The following is a 20,333-nucleotide window of genomic DNA, read 5'->3' on the forward strand; positions in this document are numbered from 1 at the left end:
GTTGCTAGTCGCTATGGTCGTACTTTTAATCCGAAATGAGTTTAACCAAATCAATAAAACGTTTAAAACCAAGATAACGATTATTTAATTAATTCTTATCTCTCATCTTTATCCTGGATTAACTCGCATTAGAACCTGTCCAAACTCTACGGGATCGCCATTTTGGACAGATATTTCCATAATTTGCCCAGTTACTTCTCCTTCAATTTCATTCATGAGCTTCATTGCTTCAATAATACAAACTGTATCACCTTTATTAACCCGATCGCCTACCGAGACAAAAGGATCTTCGTCGGGAGCAGCGGCAGAATAAAATGTTCCTACCATAGGAGAGGTAATGTCTACCCACTTTTTGTCATCTGCCGTAGCTATAGGGGCTACTTCGGCGGTCACAGCCGAAACAGTTACAGGATTCACGGCGGCGGTATCTGTAGTCGGTTTCATAGCTTGAGGAGATATTGCCGCTTGAGGAACAGCAATTACGCCTTTATCTTTACGTACAGTCAATTCAAAATCATTATTCTTGAGAATCAACTCCGTGATGTCGGTTTGAGAGATCGCCCCTAACAATTCGCGGAGTTCTTGGAAATTTATAGACACAAACTATACAACCGTTATTAAGAGTAATTTTGTCATTCTCCAAGATAGCTGTGTAGTATTGCCGATCTAAGAGATTGAGTAACTTGCCGATTAATGCTTCAGCGGGGATTAATTTTCTCGACCCAAATAAGAACCATCGCGGGTATCGACTTTAATTTTTTCGCCAATAGAAATAAACAATGGCACCATAACCTGCGCCCCTGTTTCTACCGTAGCGGGTTTTGTCCCTCCTGTAGCCGTATCTCCCTTAACCCCAGGATCGGTATCAGTAATTTCTAACACTACTGAGGTTGGTAGCTCTATTTCTAGTACTTTTTCATCCCAGAAGATTACATTAACCTCCATTTCTTCTTTCAGAAAATTAATGCGATCGCCTAAACTCTCGCTATTCATCCGTGTCTCTTCATAGGTTTGCATATCCATAAAGACAAATTCTTCTCCATCTTTATAGGTATACTGCATGGTACGTTTTTCTAAATTTGCCTGAGGGACAGTTTCTCCCGCACGAAAGGTTTTTTCTACTGTATTTCCTGTCTGTACGTTTTTGAGCTTAGTCCTGACAAAAGCTGAACCTTTACCAGGTTTGACGTGCAGAAACTCTACTACTCGCCAAACAGAGCCATCTAGCTCGACAGTAACTCCTGTACGAAAGTCATTACTAGAAATCATGAAGCTAAAAATACTTGCTTAGAGATCGACATTTCATTTTACCTGATGAAGGACTTTTAAAAGGATGAAGATGAAGGATGAAGGATGAGAAAGTAGTAGTTAATCAATTATTTTTAAGTTCTTAAGTCTCCAATCGCCTATTTTCAGTCTCCCTGAATTAAGAGCAATTGAATACCACTGGAAGTAAAGAAATGTTGACAAGGGAGAGCAAATACTAAGAACATACACCTTAGTAATTAGTAGTTTTGGTTTGTCTTTAATCTTTATGTCCGCATTCTAATCAAAAATGAATTTTATGAACACACAAAAAAAGATTTTTTTTACCTGGTTTCAACCTCGGTTGAGCAATCGAGTTTTGTCCTTTGTCCTTAGCCTCACTATTTTGGGTGCTGGCTTGTTTGGCTGGCAGCCTCAGGCATCAGCTATCTTAGCTCAAGGAGATGCCGTCACAGATCCCCAAGCTATTTTGAGATATTCATTACCAATAGAGAATGATTCGGTTAGAAAACTGCAAAAAAATCTCGAAGATATTTCTAATCAACTGCGAGGAAAACGTTGGAAAAATATTGGTCGCGATCTTACGGAGGCTAATTTTGTCCTATCTGCTCGTCGCGATCGCCTGCTGGCAACCGTTTCTGATGAACGTAAACCCGAAGCAGAATCTTTAATCGCTCAATTAGTCGATGGAACTACAGAACTTAAAGAAATTGTGGAAACCAAAGATCGCGAAGCAACCTCTCTTAAAAGAAAAGAGCTACTAGATTTGGTCTCTGACTTAGAAGAATTAATGGTGGTTGGATATCCTTTTGAAGTGCCAGAAGAATATGCTAATCTGCCACAACTTTTAGGTCGCGCTACAGTTTTATTAGAGACAAACAAAGGGGATTTGGAAATTGTAGTAGATGGCTATAGTGCGCCTGTTAATGGAGGCAATTTTGTAGATTTAGTTAAACGAGGCTTTTATGACGGCTTAGATTTCAATCGCGCTGAAGATTTCTATATTTTGCAAGCTGGCGATCCTCCAGGTGAAGCAGATGGCTTTATTGACCCCGCAACCAATGAATATCGAGCCATCCCTATGGAAGTACTGGTGGAAGGGGATGAACTACCTGTATATGGTGAAACACTTGAAGAACTAGGTCGCTACCTAGATGTCCCAGCAATTCCTTTCAATGCCTATGGTGCAGTGGCTCTGGCTCGCCCTGCTGACGATCCCAACGGCGGTTCTTCTCAATTTTTCTTCTTTAAGTTTGATACAGAAATTACGCCTCCTGGTTATAACTTGATGGATGGACGTTATTCGGTCTTTGGTTATCTCACAAAAGGAAAAGAAGTTTTAGAGGAATTGACCGCAGGAGATAAGATTATCTCTGCCAAGGTGATTGATGGAATTGAAAACCTAAAAGAACCAAATTCACTCAATAGTTGAGGTCTAATAGTTAGTAGTTAATAGCCAACAGTCAAGAGTAAAGTAGGGTGGGCGTTTAGCTCACCTTACAACTGGATTAAAAAGCTAAAAGCTAATAGCTATCATGAGTATTCAACTAACAACTTCAAGCCAGGATCTAAAATGAGTAATGAACCGCTTTTAGTCAAAGATTTGGGTGAGCATGGTTTGTTAGAGAGGTTGCAGCGTTTTTGTCCTCCTGGTGTGGTTGGTGATGACGGAGCAATTATCAACACTCATTGCGATCGCTCTTTAGTAGTTACTACTGATGTTTTGGTAGAGGAAGTTCATTTTAGCGATCGCACTACTACCGCTTTTGATGTTGGCTGGCGGGCTACGGCTGCTAATTTATCGGATTTGGCAGCTATGGGGGCAACTCCGCTCGGAATTACCGTCGGCTTGTCTTTACCAGGAGAAAAGCTAGTCAGTTGGGTGGAGGCGGTTTATCAAGGAATAGATGCCTGTCTGAAGATTTATCAGACATCTTTGGTTGGCGGTGATATTTGTCGTTCTGCTGTAGCCAGTCTAGCTATTACCGCATTTGGCGAAGTAATTCCTCAAAGAGCCATCCGTCGTAGCTGCGCGCGACCAGGAGATGCAATTGTAATTACTGGTTTACACGGACTGTCACGGGGCGGATTGGAACTCTTGCTCGATCCTAGTACAGGAAGTAGTTTAACTCCAGCAGAGCGATCGCAGCTAATTGAAGCTCATCAACGACCAAAACCCAGATTAGATGTGCTGCCGTATTTGGCAAAAATTCCCCAGACAATTGCGATCGCTGGTATGGACAGTAGCGATGGATTAGCAGATGCAGTCAGACAAATTTGTTGGTGTAGTGGAGTTGGCGCAGCGATCAATCTATCCAGCATAACTATTTTTCCTGGATTAGTTAAGTTAGCAGGAAATACAACAGCTTGGGAGTGGATGTTTTACGGTGGTGAAGACTTTGAGCTAGTTCTCTGCCTGACTCCAAATTTCGCCTCTAACCTGGTCAGAGAGTTAGGCAAAAATGCAGCCGTGATTGGTGAAATTACTGCCAATCGAAAGATTCAAATTGTCAATCCGCAAAATTGGGCCGCTAAAAGCTTAAATCTAAATAAAGGATTTCAGCATTTCTAATTTTCGTTGATAATCATGATGTGCAAAGCACGGTTAATTAGCCTCAGGGCAAATTTACGACCGCAAAAGAGAATCAATAATCAGTCATTTTTCAATACTCCAGCAAAAATAGTTATCCTGGTATAAATTTGTCAAAAATGGGAATGCTAATTTTGGCAGAGAAAACCATAGAGCTATGTAATCAATTCGTTTTCTCTGGCTGTAGCGAGTAGCTCATTAAAACTGCGATCGACCCGACCGCGGTTGATTAAATTTAATGCCCTGTTCAATTCCAAATCCGATCTATGGAGCAGCGATTGTCTAAGACTATGCAGCACGCATTAGGAATCGATCACATTGACGACAAAATTCTGCGAGTTGTTCTAGAAAGTTCAAACAGCCCGACAATTCTGTCAGATTTGGCAGGTAAGATTGGTGATTTGTTGGTAGCAGATGTTTGTATTGTTGTTTCCATTGCAGCTCATCCTCACAGCGTTAATGATCTAGGCTACTGGCGACAAAATTCTGCTGTACTTCCCCATCAAGTTATTGAGCAATTGTCTTATCTATCGCTAGGTGATGATTGTATTGAGTTTTCCACAATCGAGCGCCCATCTCCTCTGTTTAATTTACTTGAGCCTTTGCTTCAGTCAATATCTCCCGCAGCAAGCTGGCTGGGAATGACAACTCGATTTCAGCATCAGACCAACGGCTTAGTTTTACTACTCAAGCAGTCTTCATGGACTAATTCTGAACGCGAACTATTAACCAAGACTTTAGATTCAATGGCGATCGCAATTTCTCAAGTGCAGCTTCAACAGCAAGCTAGTACTAAAACCAGATATCAAAACCTCCTTAAAAAATTGAGTCGAGAGATTAGTCAGGGCTATCAGCCTCGGCGATTGTTTGATAATTGCCTAGCTGAAATTTGTAGCGCTCTTCCAGTCGACCGAGGTACGATCCTGATGCTGAAGTATCAAAATCCTTTGAGAGCTAAAGGTAGAGGCAAACATTCTGTTAAGGGCACCGCTAAAATTGCCTATCAGTGGAATTCTCAGCCGGGATCGGGTTCTCATGCAGAACCATCTTTTAGTATTAACAACTCAGCTTTATGTCAAAAAGCCTGGCAAAATGCGCCCAACTGCCTCTACTTTGAATCTGATGCAGCTTTTCCCGATCTCAATAATGACCAGGTTCATTCCTGTGGAACTGCATTGTTAATGATGCCCTTGATGGGTAAAAAAACTAGTGAAACAGATACAGCAATGGTTCTAGGCTTTCTGGTTTTACAGCATAATGCTCCCCGTCGTTGGTTAGAAGATGAACTAGATTTGGTCGATTGGGTTGGAGTTCAAATCAGTACGGCTATTATTCATCATCAAACCCTAAATCGGGTACAGTCAATTGTTGATGAAAGAACAGCTCAACTTAAGTCCAGCATTGATATGCAGGCAAAACTTTCAGCTAAAATGCGCCAACATATTGAACAACTACAAAAGCTAAATCAGTTGAAAGATGACTTCATGAACAGCATAAGTCATGAACTAAAAACGCCTTTAACCAGCATGAAAATCGCCATTAAAATGCTGCGTCAAGGGCAAATATCACCTGAAATGCGAGAAAAATACTTAAATATTCTTGAACAGGAATGGAATCGCGAATATAGCTTGATTAAGGATTTACTGACGCTGCAACAGGTAGAATCAGGAGAACTAAACTACAGTCCTCAAGAACTAGATTTAAATCAAACTATTAATAATCTGACGCAATTTTTTACTGTTAAATGGCAATCAGACCGAGAAATTAATTTAGTCAGCACTATTTCCGAACCAAATTTAAAAATTTATACTGATGCCGATAGTCTGGAGTATATTCTTAACGAGCTGTTGTCCAACGCTGGTAAATATTGCGATCCCAATACCACAATTCAACTATTAGTAGAAAGCCATACTACCATAAATAACAAAGATATCGTAATTTCAGTAGCCAATATTGGTGCAGGAATCACTCCAGAAGAACTACCTCATATCTTTGATAAATTTAGACGCGGAAAAGGAGTTACAGATGGTGCTGTACCTGGAACTGGTTTAGGTTTAACTTTAGTGCAGTACTTAATTGAACATTTGAATGGCACAATTGAGGTGACCAGCGAACCATTTGACGATGAAATGGCATCATTTTTGACTACTTTTGTACTTAGATTACCTCAAATTCAACCATTTATTAGTTAGGCTAATGGTAATTTATTTAATGTTAGGTAATAAACACGGTCGATCGCTTTTAAATTAATCTTATTTCCCCATCGATCGATTTTCTGATATTTCTATGAAATGGCATAAACACAAACTCAATAAGCTAAAGTTATCGCGATCGCTTCCAGGCAGCTATCCTTATTCGCCATTTTTTCGTCAGCTTAAAATATTTGGCATTACTATTAAGCTAATATTTGCTTTGTGGTGGGACAAAGTTACAGGAAACAATTCCTCTGGCCGTAGACATCGTATTGCCAAATGGTTGGTTAGAAATATTCTGGAATTAGGTCCAACCTTTATTAAAATTGGACAGGCTTTATCAACTCGTGCTGATTTAATTCCCATAGAATATATTCAAGAGTTTGGTCAGCTACAGGATAGAGTGCCACCCTTTAGTTCAGATATGGCGATCGCCGTAATTGAAACCGAATTGGGTAAGCCAATCTCAACGCTGTTTGCCGAGTTTAATCCTACTCCTTTGGCTGCTGCTTCTTTGGGTCAGGTACACAAAGCTAGGCTACATACAGGGGAAGATGTAGTAATTAAGGTGCAGCGTCCTGGTTTAGCCCGTTTGTTTAACTTGGATTTTGAGATTTTACATCGTTTGGTCAGATGGCTCAATCGTTTGCTCAAAAGCGCGAGAAAATTTAATCTAGAATCAATTTATCGCGAATTTTTTGAACTGCTGTATTTAGAAATTGACTATATTCATGAAGGCAAAAATGCCGATCGCTTTCGAGAGAACTTTCAAAACTATCAGCGGGTGTCTGTGCCTCAAGTTTATTGGCAATATACCACCTCAAAGATTTTAACTTTAGAATATCTACCAGGTATCAAAATTGATAATCGCCCCGCTTTAGAAGCTAGTCAAATTGACACTCAAGAAGTTATTCAGCTCGGCATTACCTGTTATTTAAAACAGCTTTTAGAAGACGGTTTTTTTCAATCAGACCCCCATCCAGGTAACATGGCGGTTAGTCCACGGGGAGACATTATCTTTTATGATTTTGGCACGATGGCAGAAGTCAAAACCATCGACAAAGATCAGATGATTAAAACGTTTTTTGCGGTTTTAAAGAAAGATACGGATGAGGTAGTGGAAACTTTAATCTATATGGGTCTAATTGAACCCGTCGCCGATATGACTCCCGTTAAGCGGATGATCGCCTTTATGATTGAGGAATTTCGCGATAAACCTGTAGACGTTAGAGCTTTTGAACAAATAACCGATGAAGTCTATGCGATCTTTGAGCAACAGCCATTTCGTCTCCCGCCTCAGATGACTTTTATCGTTAAGTCTTTAACTACCCTCGACGGCATTGCTCGCGCTTTAGATCCTCAGTACAACCTATTAGCAGCAGCCCAACCATTTTTAAAACAAATAGCCTTCCAGCAACAGCAAGGAAGTATGTTGGGTATTTTAGCTCGACAAACAAAAGACTTTATTCAATATAAATTGAAACAGCCTAACCGCACTCAAATGTCGATTATGCGCCTGGAATCTCGTCTAGATTTAGGCGAACTACAGGTCAAGGTTAGATCCACAGAAAGCGAACGCTCTCTAAAACAAATTCAGTTAGGAATCAAAAGCTTAATTTACACTTGCTTATCAGGTTTTAGCTTGCTATCGGGTTCAGTGCTGCTAGTAGGACAATTAAAAGGTGTGGCGATCGCGCTTTTTTGCTTTGCTACCTTTTGGTTTATCTTGCTCTTACGCTCTTTAAGCAGCATGGCAATGACTGAGAAAATGTATAAAATGGCGCAGAAATAAGTAATAAATAATAAGTAACGCTTAATATGAATTATTTGCTTCTCTGGCGACTAAACCAAGTCTGTAACTGTTGACGACAAGATGTTTCTTCGATCCCTGCTAAGACTTGTAAAGAATGATTGGAACAATTACCGTCAGGAAGATTGGTAACGCTTCGTATTGCTCCAGTTTTGGGATCGTCAGCACCATAAACTAATAAACCCAAACGGGCATGAATAATAGCCCCCGCACACATCGGACAAGGTTCAAGAGTGACGTAGAGGGTACAGTTGTGGAGATAGCAATTCTCGAAGGCTTTAGTTGCGGTACGGATGGCTAAAATTTCGGCGTGAGCAGTTGGATCTTGCTCTCTGAACTTGCGGTTGGCTGCTTCGGCTATCAAATTGCCATGGCGATCGATAATTACTGCCCCAACAGGTACTTCGCCTGTATTTCCAGCGGTTTGAGCTAACTTTAAGGCATATTTCATCCAGCGACAATGAATCAGATATGAGTCATAGCTTAATTGAGCCAGAGAATCTGTTGCTACTTTGTAGCTCGACTTTTTAGTCATTTAATCAAATCAGTGGGAATATATACAATTGCAGATCGATCTATCAGGGAAAAACATTACACTAAATGTTAAAGCATCCACCAGATAAGATTATTTTTTAATTATTAGTAATGAAAACAGCGGAAATATCATCCATCCTGGAGCGTCTTTTCAATAGCGAGGATATTAACCACGATGTCGAAGAAGCTTGGCAAATTAAAAACTCTCAAATACATTTATTAGTTATTCTTTCAGAAGATCATACTTGGTTGAGATTATTATCTCCCATCGCAGCAGCTAATCAAGCTCAGTCTTTATTACCCCAACTATTAGAAGAGAACTTTGATACTACCCAAGAAGTTCGCTACGCTATCAATCAAAATGTCCTGTGGGGTATATTTCATCATCGTTTGGTCAGTTTGACCTCAGAAGATTTAGAAAGTGCGATCGCATCTCTAGCCTCTCTGGTTGAAAAAGGTTTATCTCCGTCTTTTAACCAGCTAATTGAAAAACAAATTATCCAAATTGTTAAAACAGCAAAGGCTCAAGGACAAAGCTTAGAGTCTACTTATCAAACTATTGACCGCTTCTATCAGGAAGGAGTTATGGGCGGTATCGATCAAGATCCTAACCAAAGAGAACAGTTTTTAGCTGCTTGGAAAGCTCAGTTAGAACGTTTATGGTCTGAGGTTGAGGTTTAATTTAGCTAGCTTTTAGCCATTAGCTATTAGCTTTTAGCTATTAGCTTTTAGTCTTTGAAGACGAAGCTCAAATATTGTTGGCGATCAACGAAAAGTAAAAATTATGAACAATCAATCATCAACTATTAATAATCAGCAGCAAGATCTGGTTGAAATTTTACGGGAAGATTACGCAAGATTTCCCGATAATCAAACCTTTGAGATCTATGCAGATAATGTCTATTTTAAAGACCCGTTGAATGAATTTAATGGCATTAAAAAGTATCAGGCAATGATTGGCTTTTTGGGTAGCTTTTTTAACAACGTTGAGATGGAAGTTCATAACTTAGAGCGAGAAGGAGAAATAATCAAGATTGAGTGGACGCTTAATATGACTCCTCCGCTACCTTGGAAACCCCGCTTATCTATTCCTGGCTGGAGCGAATTGAAGGTAAACGATGAGAATTTGATTAGTTCTCATATCGATTATTGGCACATTTCCCGCTGGAAAGTTTTACGTCAGAATTTCTTTTGAAGCAAAAAAGCGTCACAATAAAGTTAAGTAATGTAAATATATTTAATTTAGGATCTAAATTTAGATGCGTGTAATTTTAATGACTGGCAAGGGTGGAGTCGGTAAAACTTCCGTTGCTGCTGCTACAGGTTTACGCTGCGCGGAGTTGGGCTACAGAACTTTGGTACTTAGTACCGATCCAGCTCACTCTTTGGCAGATAGTTTCGATCTTGAGCTAGGACACGATCCGCAAGAGATTCGTCCTAATCTTTGGGGTGCAGAGCTTGATGCCTTGCGGGAATTAGAAGGCAACTGGGGTTCAGTCAAACGTTACATTACTCAAGTCTTGCAGGCTAGAGGTTTAGATGGGGTTCAGGCTGAAGAATTAGCCATTCTTCCTGGAATGGACGAAATCTTTGGCTTGGTGAGAATGAAACGCCACTATGATGAGGGTGATTTTGATATTTTAATTATCGACTCTGCACCTACTGGAACAGCGTTAAGGTTATTAAGTTTGCCAGAAGTTGGTGGTTGGTATATGAGACGCTTTTATAAACCATTACAAGGGATGTCCGCAGCCTTACGTCCTCTAGTTGAGCCTTTCTTTAAACCGATTGCTGGTTTTTCGCTGCCCGATAAAGAAGTAATGGATGCGCCTTATGAGTTTTACGAGCAGATTGAAGCTTTAGAAAAAGTTTTGACTGATAATACCAAAACTTCGGTACGTTTGGTGATGAATCCCGAAAAGATGGTTATCAAAGAATCTCTGCGCGCTCATGCTTATCTAAGTTTGTATAATGTTGCCACAGATTTAGTAATTGCTAATCGAGTGATTCCTAATGAAGTTAGCGATCCTTTCTTTGAACGCTGGAAAGCAAATCAAGACGTATACAAGCGTGAAATATACGATAATTTTCACCCTTTACCAGTAAAAGAAGCTCCTCTATTTCCTACCGAAATGTGTGGCATGGAAGCTTTAGAAAAGCTCAAAGAAATTTTGTATCAGGACGAAGACCCCACTCAAGTTTATTACAAAGAAAGCACGATCAAGATAATTCAAGAACAAGGCAACTATAGCCTTGAGCTGTATTTGCCAGGAATCCCTAAAGAACAAATTCAGCTCAACAAAACTGGCGATGAGCTAAACGTCCGCATTGGTAATCATCGTCGCAACTTAGTTTTGCCTCAAGCTTTGGCAGCACTCCAACCATCAGGAGCAACAATGGATGATGATTACCTAAAAATTAGCTTTAAAAATATGGCTCAAGTTTAAGTCGTTGTTTATTTAATGTCATAAGCCGATGGCGATTTTATTCGTAGCTATTAGTTTTTTTGGGTTAGACTGCCGTTAACCCAACCTACAATTGTTCAACTCGCTATTTACTACTTTGCGATCGCCAATAGATAATTTTTATTTATAATAAATCGGCAATCGCTTGTTCTAACTGTCCCTGCTCTAAGGTACTAAGAATAAAGACTTCCTGTACTGTCTTTCCTTGGCGCGCAATAACTTTATAACCGCCTCGGATCGGTACAGAAATTCGCAGCTTCATCTTCGGTATGTGACTTCTAGTCTTTTTAATTCTGCCAGGAGTAACGGTAGTAACTCCTTCGCACTTAATTAATTTTTCCAGGATCGGAATCAAGCCAGGAAGATGAGTTGAGTGATTCCAGACTAACCGACCATCAGAAGACATACTCATTTTCCTCATAGCATTTACGATTGAGCGAGATCTCAAAATTGTGTTTAAATTATCTCTAAACTTTTTATTTAATACTAAACGCTCAATGTTCGATGCTCAATAAATTAGGCTTTTTCTAAAGGTGCCATAGTTAATCCAGCGCGTTTTAACTGTTGATGGTATAGTTCGGCTTGTTCTTGAGGCCCTACCCAAACCAAAGCTTGGCCTTCAAAATGTATTTGATCGGTTAATTCTCTGGCGCGATCGCCGTTCATCCCTGGAATATACTTCATTAAACACTCGATAACGTGAGGGAAGGTGTTGTGGTCATCATTCAAAACAATTATTTTATAGTTGGGGTAATGTTGCTTGATTGTCTGACCAGCTTTTTCTTTAGTTACGGTGGGGGTAACACTCATGCCAATAAATCCTAATAACTCAACTAAATAAAAGGGGGTTTGTAGATATCAAACAAATCTACTAGGGACGTTAGTTCATCTTTGCTCATAAACAGTTTAGCTATTTTGAACAATTTCTTCAAAATTTACCGACCAGAATAGTTTTCTTTGGTTGACTTGTTCGATCATCACTCTAATTTAATTATGGCGATCAATTTTGAATTTGTTATTCTTGAACTTTTAACTCTTAAATAGATGAAAATTGCAATCGGCTGGCTATATCCAACGCTAATGAGTACCTATGGCGATCGCGGAAACGTTATCTGTTTGCAACGGCGATGTCAGTGGCGAGGAATAGAGGTTGAGATTGTTCCCCTCAAGCGAGAAACCGAGGTTGCCGAATTTGATCGAGTAGATCTAATTGTTGGCGGAGGAGCGCAAGATCGTCAGCAAGAAATTGTCATGCGCGATTTACACGGTGCAAAAGCAGAGGCTTTACAACAAAAATTAGCTCAAGGCACTCCAGGAGTATTTACCTGTGGTGCGCCCCAACTACTAGGACACTACTATGAGCCAGCACTAGGTAAAAGAATTAATGGCTTAGGCTTACTAGATATGGTTAGCCAACACCCAGGTATTGAAGCACAACGCTGTATTGGTAACCTGGTGTTTGAAATTACGGCTACTCCGATAGCCTCTGAGCTAGAAGCAATGTTAGGTGAAAAACCTGTCGTTATCGGCTTTGAGAATCACGGAGGCAGAACCTATTTGCAAGATGTACAGCCTTTGGGCAGAGTCATTAAAGGATATGGCAACAATGGCGAAGATCGAACCGCAGGAGCTTTTTATCAGAATGCGATCGCGACATATGCTCATGGTCCTTTACTACCCAAAAATTATTTTATTGCCGACTGGCTGATCGAAAAAGCCTTGCAACGAAAATATCAGATAGAAATTGCACTGACTCCTATAGATGACTCTTTAGCTATTGCAGGGCGTAAGGCAATGTTGCAACGCCTGGGTTTGTCGAAACTAGCTGTTGCTATATAGCATCTGATTGTTAATCTTTGCATTCAGTTGCGTGCGTTGCCAAACAATTTGCCTTAATATTGCAAGAAGACAATTTATGCAAGACTATCTTGCAACTCGTAAATTTTGCAATTCCAACCACAACTATGACTGGAAAAGTACTAGATAATGGTTCAACTGGAGCTTTAGTTCTCATCTTACCTTTGGCATTTGGTTTTGTTGTTTTGTATATGCTATGGCCCTTTCTGCTATTAATAGCAGCGGTAATTGTAGCTTTCAAACTTTGGCAGAACTATCAGTGGCAAAAATGGTGTGGTGAAATTAATCCTTACTTTAATCAACTGATTAAGGAAAATAGAGGGTATCTAACTCCAGTAGACCTATCCATAAAAGCAAACCTTACCGCTAGAGCAGCCAAAGTGTTTCTCGCTCGTAAAAGTGATGAGTATGGCACTAAGCCAAAGACAGTCCCCGAAAAGGGGGTCGTATATTATTTTCCTACTGCAAGCGCTTTAGGCAGTATCTTAGATGATAGTGAACCAGAAGCAGCAGTAAACTCTTATCAATTAGCAGCTAAAGACTCTAATAAATTATCTGTTAGAGGCATTGCTCAATTGGCAAAGCAAGAACAAGAAGTTCACGATACAGTTACAAATTCCGCATCATCTTCTGTCGCACTGGCTACCAGAGCAGAATCTCCACAGTCAACTGCAATTGAACCTGAGTCCGAGACAGATAGTTCAACTATTGAAAGAGCCGCTTCTATTGATGCCGGTCAATCATTGATTCAAGCTGAACTAGCAAAACGCCTCGACTTAAATTCTAGTACGGTTGGTAGACGTAAATCTGAACCAGATTTTGAAGAGTGGAGTCAGAGCAAAGATCCTGAAGGAATAGCTTGGAAATATGAATCGGATACTAAGCTCTATGTAGCTGTCATTCCTAATTAAAAATTCCTTGTTGTTAAGTGTGATTTGTCAATCCGATTTACTCAAATATCATTTCGAGCATAGTCAGACTTTCAGTTTTTAGTCAGGATTAGGGTTGGAGTTGGAGAAATAGGCTATTTTTACAGGTACTATTCTCCGCTTCCCCTAATCCTTTTAGTTTTATTGGGTTATGTTATCTGTATCATCTTGTAACTTGAAAAAGTATTAAGACTTAATTTTTATTCACTTTATTCGTAATTTTTTTGTGTCTAATCAGATTAATCAGCACTGGCACTGGCAAGCCTGCCAAGATTATTACTATTTAACCTGTAAACTTTTATCGGCTTGGCAACATGGCTTTTTTACTAAAGAGTTTTATCCTCGCACTCCAAAAGACCTAACCTCTATTCTGCAACCTCATACAACCGCATATCGGGTTAAGCAGGTACACGGCAATGTGGTCTTAACACCAAAGGAAATAGTCGATGTAGGTAACCGAAAAAATTGCCATAATTCCTTGGCGGAAGCGGATGCCGTTATTAGCGATCGCCCGCACCAGTCTGTTTGGGTAGCCAGTGCCGACTGTACTCCGATCTTAATTGGAGATGTAGTTACAGGACAGGTGTGTGCCATTCATGCAGGTTGGCGCGGAACAGCGCAAAAAATCGTCCCTCAGGCGATCGCTAGATTAATTAAGTTCGGCGGTAGTCAGAAAAAAAATTTACGTATTGCCATTGGTCCAGCGATCGCTGGGGCAGTGTATCAGGTAGATGAAAGCGTGGCGATTGAAGTAGGACAAAGCATTATTTTAGATGCCGAGAGCAAGACTGATGCCGAAATATTAACCGAGTTAAAGCAGCTAAATAATACGCCAATTCTCGATGATGCGCTGTCTGGAAAAGCTCGTTTAAACGTACCGCGAGTTAATCAAATTCAGCTAGAGCAGCTAGATATTAGTTTAAAACATATTGCGATCGCTCCTTACTGTACTTTTCAACAGAGCGATCGCTTCTTTTCTTATCGACGCACTGGCGAGAAAAAAGTTCAGTGGTCAGGAATTGTTTCTCAATAGCTATAAACTTTAGATAAAATACATTTATATCCAAGATCTGAATATTTTAGGCAGATCTTCAATTCTCGATCTCCAGTCTTTGATTCTCAGTCTTTAACTTGCACTTCAACTCTGTAGAACAAATCTTAACCCAACTCGAGCAGCAGCCTGGTTGGGAAAAATTTAGAGAATACCGCCAATTACTCAAATGTTGGCACAATACTGTCAATCAGCAGATCGGCGAACATACTCGTCCACTCCACATCACCCGACAGGTGCTTTGGGTGGCTACTTCTAGTGCCGCAAGAGCGCAAGAACTTTCTTTTCAACGATATTCTCTGCTAAAACGACTCAACAAGCAGCTAACCTTTAATTTAAAAGATATTCGTTTTTCATCTTCTGGGTGGCATCAGACAACTTATCAACCAGAAATTAAACCAAGTTTATTTAGTGTTACTACTCAACAAAAATCTGAAATAGCTTTAAGCTCAATTGTTACGGAGCAAGATGCTGAAAATAGCCAAAACGAGCCTATGTCGGCATCTTCGGCTGATTCTGCTAAAGCTAAGTATGCTGCTGAACGTTGGCTAAAAACTCTTGAACGCAACTCTTTATCTTTGCTTCTTTGTCCTGGCTGTAATTGTCCCACGCCAAAGGGAGAAATAGAACGTTGGAATTTATGCTGTCACTGCATAGCTCAGAAATGGTCGGAAAAATATCAACCGCCAAATTTTCCAGAGCGTAAATAAAAAAGTCTAAAGACGTTTGGCTGGATTGTTGATGATCCCCATTGCTTTTTCTGGCTATATATCCCTGAAAATACTTAGTTAAAAGTATTTTTTAATACTATCTTTTGACGATATTGTATCTGTTCATTAATCAATTATAAAGAGAATATGAAAGGTTAAGAGTGGCTGGGGATCACTCTAAGCCTTACCAGATGATTATTTCAATTAGATAATTGTGATTATGAAGACAAAGCAAAATATAAATAGCGGAATGGAATAAAACCGAGTCAGAAAACCGAATGAAATAATGAAAGAAATAAATTTTGCTACTTCTGCCTGTCGCTACTGTCGTTTTTATGAACCACAGGGACGCAGGGGCGGTTGTTGTCAAATATTAGACGTGCCAGTCGAGGGTAGTTGGAAAGCTTGCTCTTTTGCTTCTCCTCCCTTTAAAGCAACGCTAAAAAAATTAGAAGACATTTATCAGTTGAAAACTTCAATGCCGCTGAATACATCCTCTCAACTAGCTTCTAGCGTATCTAAGATTAAAGTTGAGGATAATTGTCCTCAAATGGCTTCTCCAAAATCGGAGTAATTTACTCTAAAAAAAATTTGCCCAGATGATTTAGAATCTCTTTTCTTAGTTCATCAATTCAAACAGCTTACTTAATGTAAGCGACTTTTAATTTGGTACGCGCTCTTAAAATTTTGAGAGCGCTTTTTTATAGTCTTTTTATTTGTACTCTAACTTAATGAGTATGACCATTGCTTAAGGTAACCAGGGATATTGCTGAAAATCTGGAGGGCGTTTTTCTAGAAAAGCTTGTTTTCCTTCTGCCCCCTCTTCTGTCATGTAATAGAGCATGGTGGCATTACCTGCTAGTTCTTGTATGCCAGCTTGGCCATCACAGTCAGCATTAAATGCAGCTTTGAGACATCTAATCGCCATCGGACTTTTGGACAAGATTTCTTGTGACCACTTAATTCCTTCCGCTTCTAATTCTTCCACTGGTACAACACAGTTGACTAAACCCATTTCTTTGGCTTCGGTGGCGCTATATTGCCGACAGAGAAACCAAATCTCTCTAGCTTTTTTTTGCCCGACAATTCGAGCCAGATAACCAGAACCAAATCCGCCATCAAAACTACCTACCTTGGGGCCTGTCTGCCCAAAAACAGCATTTTCGGCTGCAATGGTTAGATCGCATAACACATGAAGTACGTGACCCCCACCAATTGCATAACCCGCAACTAAAGCAATCGTAACTTTAGGGAGTGAACGAATTAGACGCTGTAAATCTAAAACATTGAGTCTTGGTGTTCCGCGATCGTCTATGTAGCCTGCCTTCCCTCTAATGCTTTGATCTCCACCAGCGCAAAAAGCGTATTTACCATCTGTATGAGGTCCCGCGCCAGTTAAGAGAATTACACCAACAGTATTATCTTCACGAGCGTCAACGAAAGCATCGTACATCTCAAATACAGTTTTGGGGCGAAAAGCGTTACGTTTGTGAGGACGATTAATCGTAATTTTGGCAATGCCATGCCATTTTTGGTAAAGAATATCTTCGTAAGTTTTAGCCGTTTGCCATTCAACTTGCATAGTTTATCGCTACAAAAATCAAAGTAATTGTTTAATAAAATTAAATCATTGAATCTCCACTTAACTATAAACAGATATTGGAACTGCATTTTGCCATAATGCCGTTTTTACCTAGTATCAAATATTAAAATTGATTGCTTAAACATTATGCTAATTGTTTAGCTTAATACAAACCATTTTTAAATTACTCAGCTAAGTGGAATGTAGTAGCACATTTACCTATAAATCAACCATAAACTAAAAAAATCGCTGTTTTTTATAGACTATATGTAAAAATATATTAATACTATTGTCAGTTTACAATTATGCTAAACAACAACCTTATCTGGTTGGGGATCGAGCCTTAAGTAGATGAAATCTATATAAAGATTGATTATTTTTTTATAAATAGAAATTAAGATTAGAGAAAGTTATATTTAATATCAATCACTTTAACTTAAGCAGAATCTATGGGACGAGACAAGCCCCTATATTTTCTAGGATCAATCAAAATGATTAAAACACAGATAATATACTGCCCTAACTGTGGCGCTCGCGCTACCAGAAGTATTATAGATAATTCAATCAAACGCACTTCCTGCGAAAGTTGCGACTATTTGCTGGTACAATGCGCTAAAACTGGCAAAGTAATTGAAGCTTATGCTCCAGGCATTAATAGTTATTGTGCGATTAATGCTACACCAGTTTAAACCTTTGAGGCTCTTAATTGTCCACAGGCTGCATTTGCTTCCAAGCCACGAGAATAGCGCACGCTAACGGCTATTTTGGCTGATTCTAAAATGTTGGCAAATTCTCTAATTCGGTAATTATTTGGTCTTTGATAATCAACCTCAGAAATAGGATTATAAGGGATTAAATTGACATGAGTTTGAAAACCTTTGAGAAGTTGAGTCAATTCCAGCGCATTTTCGGGTAAATCGTTGATTCCTGCCAGAAGAACATACTCAAAAGTTACTCTTCTACCCGTAACCTGGACATAATCTCGGCACTCATCTAAAAGATTATTTAAAATATATTGTTTGGCACTAGGAATCAACTGCTCTCGCAAAGCTTGATTAGAAGCGTGAAGACTTACCGCCAAGACAATTTGTAATTGATGTTGGGCTAGCTGTTGAATTTTACCAGGAATACCTACTGTTGAGATAGTGAGCGATCGCGCACCGATTCCAACATCCTGATTGAGAGATTTAACCGCAGCAACAACCTGATCGAGGTTTGCCATTGGCTCTCCCATACCCATAAACACCACGTTGCTAACTCTTTGCTCAAAGTCTTCTTGTACTGTAAGTACCTGATCGACAATTTCGTGAGCCTTAAGATTACGCGTAAAGCCGCCTTTGCCTGTGGCACAGAAATCACAGTCCATCGGACAACCGACTTGGGAAGAAACGCATACGGTTAAACGTTTGGCAGTAGGAATACCAACCGCCTCAATAATCAAACCATCAGCTAAACGCAGTAAATACTTACGAGTGCGATCGGGGGCAACGCTGCGATAATGAATACTAGAGCGTCCAACCGGATAGTTTGCTCTTTCCTCGCGCCATTTTTTAGGAAAGACAGAAATATCCAAAAGCGATCGCGCTTCTTTTTGATATAACCATTGATATAATTGCTTACCCCGATAGGCTGGTTGCCCCTGCTGTTGTATCCAGTCGGTTAATTCCTCAAGAGATTTACCCAAAAGAACTTCATCGGTACTTGATTGCTTCTTCGTTTGTAGCGTCATTTTGTTTTGCTGTGTCGGCAGAAAGGAGATTGATTACTTGAGACGGTTATTTGTCATTATTCATTGGCGATTGGCAAGAATCTCTAGACAATCTTATTCTACAGTTAATCGATTAAAGCAAACATCAGTTAATAGTATTTAAACCGACATTTGGCGGGTTGATGGATCGAGGTAGGAACATTAATATGAAGAGTTTAAATAGCCAATTTTGGAGAGCAAATTTAAAAACTGAAACCGCTTAGGTATAGTAGCAAAAATTGGAAAATTTTACATTTTTTAGGCAACCCTTGGCAAAAATATTATTTAATCTCCTGATTTACTTGCGAAATGTTCGTTTACAGTGCAACTAGATTTTATAGATTGCCAGCGATATTTATTCAGGTTAACCTTGCCGTTACTTTGAAATTTAATTCCTTCTTCTGCCAATAAAACTTTCTGTAAATAATCATCGCCTTGACGCTGAAAAGAATAGGAAATTTCGCCCTTAGCATTAATTACTCTTTGCCAAGGAATATCATCTTCAATATCTACTCGAAAAAGAGCATATCCTACTAAACGAGCTTTACCATATAATCCTGCCAAATCAGCAATTTGTCCGTAGGTTGCTACTTTACCTGGGGGGATTTTACGGACAATCTCATAAATGCGATTGTATTGAGACATCTATCAATTTTTATCTCTGAAAAAGATTTACTGATTGTGAATACTATTGATTATTGATGATTAGTTAATAATTTAACTTTAAAGATTAATACTGTTACTTAATAGAATCCAGTTTTCTAAGCTTAGATCTTCGGCTCTACATTGAGAATTAAAGTTTAGTTTTTCTAATAGCTGATTCAAATCATCAGGAGCAATTAAACTTTTTAAATTATTCTTGAGCATTTTACGGCGACTGGCAAAGCCTAGTTTAACTAATATTTCTAATTGTCGGGAATTATTAGCAGGTTGGTTGACTACTCTAGGGCGCAGCCTGATAATAACTGAATCTACTTTTGGTGGTGGATAAAAAGATCTGGCCCGAACATGACAAATTAATTCACAATCAGCTAAATATTGAACTCGAATTGATAAAGCACCAAAGGCTTTGCTACCAGGTATAGCTACTAAACGTTCTCCTACTTCTTTTTGCACTAGCAATACAATTGATTCATACTGCTGTGGTGCAGGAGTAGCAATTTTTCCTAAGAGCTTTTCGATAATTGGTCCTGTAATGTTGTATGGAATATTAGCAACCACTTTGTTAGGATTTTCGAACTTAGGAAAATTTTGTAGCAGAGATGATAAATTTAACTTTAAGAAATCATCTTGAGCTAACAAAAAGTTTTCGCGATCGCCAAATTTATGAACCAGTTTTTTGCATAAGTCACGATCGATTTCTACGGAAACTAAAGCCGAAACTTTTGCTAGTAACCGAGCAGTTAAATTTCCTGTACCTGGCCCAATTTCTAAAATGCGATCGCTTTGGGTCAATTCCGCAGCAATAATAATTTGGTCTAAAATATCTTCATCCCGTAACCAATGTTGACCAAACTGTTTACGCGGTCTAAAACTGGCAGGTTTTTTAGTTTTTTTGCTAGATGTCATTTAAAAAGTAAGAAGTAAAGCAGTAAGTTAA

At 39.3% G+C, this 20,333-nt stretch carries 22 protein-coding genes; 13 read left to right on the forward strand and 9 right to left on the reverse strand.

Annotation, left to right across the window (positions count from 1 at the left end):
• Window positions 1-108: 108 nt before the first annotated feature.
• Window positions 109-600, reverse strand: a complete 492-nt coding sequence (gene accB / locus V6C71_24670) for an acetyl-CoA carboxylase biotin carboxyl carrier protein (GenBank protein ID HEY9771650.1) — start codon at window positions 598-600, stop codon at window positions 109-111.
• Window positions 601-708: 108 nt separating this feature from the next.
• Window positions 709-1,269: an elongation factor P gene (gene efp, locus V6C71_24675; GenBank protein HEY9771651.1), complete on the reverse strand. Its 561-nt coding sequence runs from the start codon at window positions 1,267-1,269 to the stop codon at window positions 709-711.
• A 295-nt stretch (window positions 1,270-1,564) separates the two neighbouring features.
• Between efp and V6C71_24680 the strand changes: the two genes are divergently transcribed.
• The 4 genes from V6C71_24680 to V6C71_24695 all read left to right on the forward strand — a co-directional run bounded on the left by V6C71_24680 (window position 1,565) and on the right by V6C71_24695 (window position 7,840).
• Window positions 1,565-2,698 (forward strand): peptidylprolyl isomerase, encoded by a 1,134-nt coding sequence (locus V6C71_24680; GenBank protein HEY9771652.1) that lies wholly within the window; start codon window positions 1,565-1,567, stop codon window positions 2,696-2,698.
• Between the two features lie 141 nt (window positions 2,699-2,839).
• Window positions 2,840-3,838 (forward strand): thiamine-phosphate kinase, encoded by a 999-nt coding sequence (gene thiL, locus V6C71_24685; GenBank protein HEY9771653.1) that lies wholly within the window; start codon window positions 2,840-2,842, stop codon window positions 3,836-3,838.
• A 308-nt stretch (window positions 3,839-4,146) separates the two neighbouring features.
• Entirely contained in the window at window positions 4,147-6,048 is a 1,902-nt protein-coding gene (locus V6C71_24690; protein HEY9771654.1) for an ATP-binding protein, read from the forward strand.
• A 94-nt stretch (window positions 6,049-6,142) separates the two neighbouring features.
• Window positions 6,143-7,840, forward strand: coding sequence for an AarF/ABC1/UbiB kinase family protein (locus tag V6C71_24695; protein ID HEY9771655.1), 1,698 nt, complete (start codon window positions 6,143-6,145; stop codon window positions 7,838-7,840).
• 31 nt (window positions 7,841-7,871) lie between these two features.
• On the opposite strand, the gene tadA is transcribed toward V6C71_24695, so the two are convergent.
• Entirely contained in the window at window positions 7,872-8,393 is a 522-nt protein-coding gene (gene tadA, locus V6C71_24700) for a tRNA adenosine(34) deaminase TadA (GenBank protein ID HEY9771656.1), read from the reverse strand.
• Window positions 8,394-8,503: 110 nt separating this feature from the next.
• Here tadA and V6C71_24705 point away from each other — a divergent pair, with 110 nt between their 5' ends.
• The 3 genes from V6C71_24705 (at window position 8,504) to V6C71_24715 (ending at window position 10,839) form a co-directional block, all read left to right on the forward strand.
• On the forward strand, window positions 8,504-9,073 hold the full coding sequence (locus V6C71_24705; protein HEY9771657.1) for a hypothetical protein: 570 nt from the start codon (window positions 8,504-8,506) through the stop codon (window positions 9,071-9,073).
• A gap of 103 nt (window positions 9,074-9,176) precedes the next feature.
• The gene (locus V6C71_24710; protein ID HEY9771658.1) at window positions 9,177-9,587 is read left to right on the forward strand and encodes a DUF2358 domain-containing protein; all 411 of its coding nucleotides are present in this window, start codon (window positions 9,177-9,179) and stop codon (window positions 9,585-9,587) included.
• Window positions 9,588-9,651: 64 nt separating this feature from the next.
• Complete coding sequence (locus V6C71_24715; GenBank protein HEY9771659.1) at window positions 9,652-10,839, forward strand: TRC40/GET3/ArsA family transport-energizing ATPase; 1,188 nt, start codon at window positions 9,652-9,654, stop codon at window positions 10,837-10,839.
• 142 nt (window positions 10,840-10,981) lie between these two features.
• Here the strand turns inward: V6C71_24715 and V6C71_24720 are convergent, their stop codons facing one another.
• Both V6C71_24720 and clpS read right to left on the reverse strand, forming a co-directional pair.
• Window positions 10,982-11,263 (reverse strand): DUF2103 domain-containing protein, encoded by a 282-nt coding sequence (locus V6C71_24720; protein HEY9771660.1) that lies wholly within the window; start codon window positions 11,261-11,263, stop codon window positions 10,982-10,984.
• Window positions 11,264-11,373: 110 nt separating this feature from the next.
• Entirely contained in the window at window positions 11,374-11,667 is a 294-nt protein-coding gene (gene clpS / locus V6C71_24725) for an ATP-dependent Clp protease adapter ClpS (GenBank protein HEY9771661.1), read from the reverse strand.
• Window positions 11,668-11,901: 234 nt separating this feature from the next.
• Between clpS and V6C71_24730 the strand changes: the two genes are divergently transcribed.
• From V6C71_24730 to V6C71_24750, 5 genes are all read left to right on the forward strand, one after another.
• Complete coding sequence (locus V6C71_24730; GenBank protein HEY9771662.1) at window positions 11,902-12,696, forward strand: type 1 glutamine amidotransferase; 795 nt, start codon at window positions 11,902-11,904, stop codon at window positions 12,694-12,696.
• 125 nt (window positions 12,697-12,821) lie between these two features.
• Window positions 12,822-13,625, forward strand: coding sequence for a hypothetical protein (locus tag V6C71_24735; GenBank protein ID HEY9771663.1), 804 nt, complete (start codon window positions 12,822-12,824; stop codon window positions 13,623-13,625).
• A gap of 244 nt (window positions 13,626-13,869) precedes the next feature.
• Window positions 13,870-14,676 carry a peptidoglycan editing factor PgeF gene (gene pgeF, locus V6C71_24740; protein HEY9771664.1) on the forward strand — a complete coding sequence of 269 codons (807 nt, stop codon included), beginning with the start codon at window positions 13,870-13,872 and terminating at the stop codon, window positions 14,674-14,676.
• A gap of 98 nt (window positions 14,677-14,774) precedes the next feature.
• Window positions 14,775-15,404, forward strand: a complete 630-nt coding sequence (locus tag V6C71_24745; protein ID HEY9771665.1) for a DciA family protein — start codon at window positions 14,775-14,777, stop codon at window positions 15,402-15,404.
• A 286-nt stretch (window positions 15,405-15,690) separates the two neighbouring features.
• A complete protein-coding gene (locus V6C71_24750) occupies window positions 15,691-15,978 on the forward strand; it encodes a hypothetical protein (GenBank protein ID HEY9771666.1) in 288 nt (95 codons plus the stop codon).
• Window positions 15,979-16,152: 174 nt separating this feature from the next.
• Here V6C71_24750 and menB read toward each other — a convergent pair whose 3' ends face one another.
• The gene (gene menB / locus V6C71_24755) at window positions 16,153-16,986 is read right to left on the reverse strand and encodes a 1,4-dihydroxy-2-naphthoyl-CoA synthase (protein HEY9771667.1); all 834 of its coding nucleotides are present in this window, start codon (window positions 16,984-16,986) and stop codon (window positions 16,153-16,155) included.
• Window positions 16,987-17,477: 491 nt separating this feature from the next.
• Here menB and V6C71_24760 point away from each other — a divergent pair, with 491 nt between their 5' ends.
• On the forward strand, window positions 17,478-17,675 hold the full coding sequence (locus V6C71_24760; protein HEY9771668.1) for a replication restart DNA helicase PriA: 198 nt from the start codon (window positions 17,478-17,480) through the stop codon (window positions 17,673-17,675).
• Here V6C71_24760 and rlmN read toward each other — a convergent pair.
• The 3 genes from rlmN to rsmA all read right to left on the reverse strand — a co-directional run bounded on the left by rlmN (window position 17,672) and on the right by rsmA (window position 20,302).
• On the reverse strand, window positions 17,672-18,715 hold the full coding sequence (rlmN, locus tag V6C71_24765) for a 23S rRNA (adenine(2503)-C(2))-methyltransferase RlmN (protein ID HEY9771669.1): 1,044 nt from the start codon (window positions 18,713-18,715) through the stop codon (window positions 17,672-17,674). The two genes, V6C71_24760 and rlmN, sit on opposite strands and share 4 nt — an antisense overlap.
• A gap of 303 nt (window positions 18,716-19,018) precedes the next feature.
• The gene (locus V6C71_24770; GenBank protein HEY9771670.1) at window positions 19,019-19,378 is read right to left on the reverse strand and encodes an MGMT family protein; all 360 of its coding nucleotides are present in this window, start codon (window positions 19,376-19,378) and stop codon (window positions 19,019-19,021) included.
• A gap of 78 nt (window positions 19,379-19,456) precedes the next feature.
• On the reverse strand, window positions 19,457-20,302 hold the full coding sequence (gene rsmA / locus V6C71_24775; GenBank protein HEY9771671.1) for a 16S rRNA (adenine(1518)-N(6)/adenine(1519)-N(6))-dimethyltransferase RsmA: 846 nt from the start codon (window positions 20,300-20,302) through the stop codon (window positions 19,457-19,459).
• Between the last annotated feature and the right edge of the window lie 31 nt (window positions 20,303-20,333).

Origin of the sequence: Coleofasciculaceae cyanobacterium, assembly GCA_036703275.1 — a bacterium.
Classification (GTDB): Bacteria; Cyanobacteriota; Cyanobacteriia; order Cyanobacteriales; family Xenococcaceae; genus Waterburya.